This is a genomic window from Actinotalea sp. (assembly GCF_035443605.1).
Classification (GTDB): Bacteria; Actinomycetota; Actinomycetes; order Actinomycetales; family Cellulomonadaceae; genus Actinotalea.
The window spans coordinates 20,841-24,775 of the sequence record NZ_DAORSQ010000007.1 but is presented as its reverse complement, the minus strand read 5'-3'; the positions used below and the strand labels follow the sequence as shown (position 1 = coordinate 24,775).

Below are 3,935 nucleotides of genomic sequence, written 5' to 3'. Positions count from 1 at the left end.
GACCCGCACGCCCCGACCCTGTGAGGTGAAGTACCCGGATGTCCACCCCCGGAGCCGTCCCTGCCGCACCCGGCAGGCGCCTGCTGGCCGCCGTCGTCGACGCGGCGGCCGCGCTGGTGCTCGGCGGAGGGTTCGTTCTCGCCGGCTCGGCCGTACAGCTCTCGGCCGCGGCGGACGGATCGGTGACCGGCGGGCTCTCTCCGCTGACGGTGCTGGGCCTCGTGACCCTCGCCGTCTTCGGCGTCGTCCAGTGGTGGTACCAGGGCACCCGCGGCTTCACCGTGGGCAGCAGGCTGGTGGGCGTCCGCACGCTCGCGGCCCGGACGGGGCGACCGGTGGGGATGCGGCGCATCGGGCGTCGCATGCTCGTCGTGGCGCTCGCCCTCGCGATCCCCGTCGTGGGTCCCGTGGCGCTGCTCGTCTCCGTCCTCACCGACCGCGGCGGACGCCGGCAGGGCTGGCACGACAAGGCGGCGGGCACCGTCGTCTTCGACATCGGCGTCGGCGTGGACCCGGCGACCGCGCAGCGGACCACCGCGCAGGACGTCGGGCGCAGGGTGGACCGGCTGCTGGCCCCGCCGATCGCCCTCGCCGCCCGGCTCACCGTCCCGCACGGCGAGCCCGCCCCCGACGCCGGGCCCGCGCTCGGCCAGGTGGACGTCGTGCCGCTCGCCCAGCCCGCCGAGGTCCGTGAGCCGGTGCTCGTCCCCGACGTCCCGCGGGCTGCCGCCGAGCGACGGACGCGTGCGACGGAGCCTGTCGTCATCGCCGCCGTCCCGCCCGCGCGCACCGGCCTGCCGCCCGAGTCCACCGACCCACGCGGGCCCGCCCGGGCCTCGGCCGGCCCCGACCGCACGGCATCCGGCAGCGCGCCCGAGCGCGTGGTCCCCGTGGGCGCCTACGAGAGCGTCGGTACTGCCGCGTCGCAGCCGCTCGACGACGAGGTGGAGCGCACGCGGCTGCGGTCGGCGCGCTCCAAGGTCGCCTACGCGCCGTCGCGCTCGACGGCGCGGCCCCGGGCGACGCTGCTGCTGTGGGACAACCGGCTCATCGTCCTGGACGGGACGGCCCTGGTGGGTCGCAACCCCTCGCCGCGGGCGGGTGAGCAGCTGCCGGTCCAGGTCATCGCCGTCGTCGACCGCGGCCGCTCGGTGTCGAAGACGCACCTCGCCATCGGGGTCGACGCCGACGGCGTGTGGCTGCGCGACCGCAACTCGACCAACGGCACCATCGTCACGCTCGCGGACGGGCAGCAGATCCTCTGCGCCCCGGAGCAGACGGTCCGCGTCCCCGTGGGGGCCTCGGTCGCGTTCGGCGACTACTGGCTCACCGTCACCGGCTGACGTCCGGCACGCCGACCCCCGGCGGGACCGCCGCACCGACGCCCTGCCCGCGCACCCTGGGCGTCCGTGCGGCCCGCAGGCCGTCGGCGGTGAGCACCACGAGCGCCAGCCAGACCAGCGCGAAGCCCCACCAGCGCGCGGCCGGCATGTCCTCACCGAAGACCAGGACGCCCACCGCGAACTGCATCGTCGGGGTGAGGTACTGGAGCATGCCCACCAGGCTCAGCGGCAGGCGCCGCGCGGCCCCGCCGAACAGCAGCAGCGGCACGGTGGTCACCACCCCGGCGGAGGCGAGGGCCAGTGCGTGCGGCGTCCCGTGGGCGCTGAAGGTGCCGGCCCCGGTCGCCGCGAGCCAGACGAGGTAGCCCACGGCGACGGGCGTGAGGGCAGCGGTCTCGACGGCGAGGCTGGTGACGGCGGGCACGGTGCGGCCCACCCGGTTCTTGATGAGCCCGTACAGGCCGAAGGTGGCCGCGAGCACCAGGGCGATCCATGGCAGCCGGCCGGTCCCGACCGTGAGCACCACGACGGCCGTCGCCCCGGTGCCGAGCGCGACCCACTGCGCCGGTCGCAGCCGCTCGCCGAGGCCGACGACCGCCAGTGCCACGGTGACCAGCGGGTTGATGTAGTAGCCCAGGGCGGCGTCGACCGTGTGCCCGGCCAGCACCCCGAAGACGAAGACGAGCCAGTTGGTGGCGACGAGCACCGCTGCCAGGGCGAGCGTGGCCAGCGTGCGCCGCGAGCGCAGCACGGCCCGGACGCTGCCCCAGGCGCGCGTGACCTGGAGGAGCACCACGCACACCAGCAGGGACCAGGAGACCCGGTGGGCGATGATCTCGACCGGTCCCGTCGGGGCCAGCAGCGGGAAGTACAGGGGCATGAAGCCCCACCACAGGTAGGCCACCACGCCCTGGGTCAGGCCGGTGCGCCGCTCGCGCGCCGCGACGACGTCGGGGGAGGGGTCACCGGGCACCCCGCGAACCTACGCCCTGCACGCCTACACTGGGTGCCAGCATCCTGCGCCTGGCGCCGGCACGGGCCGGGACAGCTGGGTGCCCCTCGTCCGGAAGGTGTCCCCCAGCCGTGAGCACCCCAGTGCGCGTCGCCATCGTCGGAGCAGGCCCGGCCGGCATCTACGCCGCCGACATCCTGTCGAAGGCCGGCGTCGACGTCAGCATCGATCTCTTCGAGCGCCTGCCCGCTCCCTTCGGCCTGGTCCGCTACGGGGTCGCACCCGACCACCCGCGGATCAAGCAGATCATCGTCGCGCTGCACAAGATCCTCGAGCGGGGCGACATCCGCCTGCTCGCCAACGTGGACGTCGGCACCGACGTCACGCTCGCCGAGCTGCGGCAGTTCTACGACGCGGTGATCTTCTCGACCGGCGCCATCCGGGACGCCGCCCTGCCGATCCCCGGGATCGACCTGCCCGGCTCCTACGGTGCCGCCGACTTCGTCTCCTGGTACGACGGCCATCCCGACGTGCCGCGCACCTGGCCGCTCGAGGCCCGCCACGTGGCGGTCCTCGGTGCCGGCAACGTCGCGCTCGACGTCGCACGGATCCTGTCCAAGCATCCCCAGGACCTGCTGCCCACCGAGATCCCGGAGAACGTCCACCAGGGGCTGCTCGCCAACCCCGTGACGGACGTGCACGTCTTCGCCCGGCGCGGGCCCGCCCAGGTGAAGTTCAGCCCGCTCGAGCTGCGCGAGCTCGGGCACGTTCCGGACGTCGACATCGTCGTCTACCCGGAGGACTTCGAGTTCGACAAGGGCTCGATGGCGGCGATCCACTCGTCCAACCAGACCAAGCAGGTCGTCAAGACGCTGACCGACTGGACGCTGCGCGAGCCCGAGGAGCTCACCGCGAGCCGCCGGATCCACCTGCACTTCCTGCACCAGCCGGTGGCCGTGCTCGGCGAGGACCGCGTGACGGGCCTGCGCACCGAGCGCACCGTGCTCGTGGGCGACGGCTCCGTGGCGGGCACCGGCCAGACGCACGACTGGCCCGTCGAGGCCGTCTACCGCGCCGTGGGCTACTTCGGCTCCCCGGTGCCCGGGCTGCCGTTCGACGACGTGGCCGGCGTCATCCCCAACCACGAGGGCCGCGTCGACGGTCCCGACGGCGCCCCGCTGCCGGGGGTCTACACGACCGGTTGGATCAAGCGCGGCCCCGTCGGGCTCATCGGGCACACGAAGTCCGACGCCACCGAGACCGTCCGCCACCTCGTCGAGGACGTCCCCGTGCTGGTCCCGGCGCCGCAGCGCGACCTGGCGGCCGTGACGGCGTTCCTCGAGGAGCGCGCCGTCGGGCACGTCGAGTGGTCCGGCTGGGAGCTGCTGGACGCGCACGAGCAGTCCCTCGGCGCCCCCCAGGGCCGCCTGCGCGTCAAGGTCGTCCCGCGCGAGGAGATGCTCGCCGTCATGCGCGGCGGGGCCTGAACCGGCGCCGTCCCCGGGAGTCCCCGAGCGGGGCGATCCGACGCACCCCCCCACGGTGTGCGGAGGGTTGGGGTCGTGCGCGGAGGGTTGGGTTCGTGTGCGGAGCGTTCGGGTCGCGACACGCCGGCGAGTCGCACCCGAACGCTCCGCACG

At 74.8% G+C, this 3,935-nt stretch carries 3 protein-coding genes; 2 read left to right on the top strand and 1 reads right to left on the bottom strand.

Going from position 1 to position 3,935, the window contains the following annotated elements; all coding sequences use genetic code 11:
- The first annotated feature begins 38 nt into the window (after positions 1-38).
- The gene (locus PKY62_RS01850) at positions 39-1,343 is read left to right on the top strand and encodes an RDD family protein (protein ID WP_324534273.1); all 1,305 of its coding nucleotides are present in this window, start codon (positions 39-41) and stop codon (positions 1,341-1,343) included.
- On the opposite strand, the gene rarD is transcribed toward PKY62_RS01850, so the two are convergent.
- Complete coding sequence (gene rarD / locus PKY62_RS01845; protein WP_324534270.1) at positions 1,333-2,316, bottom strand: EamA family transporter RarD; 984 nt, start codon at positions 2,314-2,316, stop codon at positions 1,333-1,335. The genes PKY62_RS01850 and rarD overlap by 11 nt on opposite strands.
- A 110-nt stretch (positions 2,317-2,426) precedes the next feature.
- On the opposite strand from rarD, the gene PKY62_RS01840 reads away from it, so the two are divergent.
- Positions 2,427-3,782: an FAD-dependent oxidoreductase gene (locus PKY62_RS01840; protein WP_324534268.1), complete on the top strand. Its 1,356-nt coding sequence runs from the start codon at positions 2,427-2,429 to the stop codon at positions 3,780-3,782.
- Positions 3,783-3,935 lie beyond the last annotated feature (153 nt).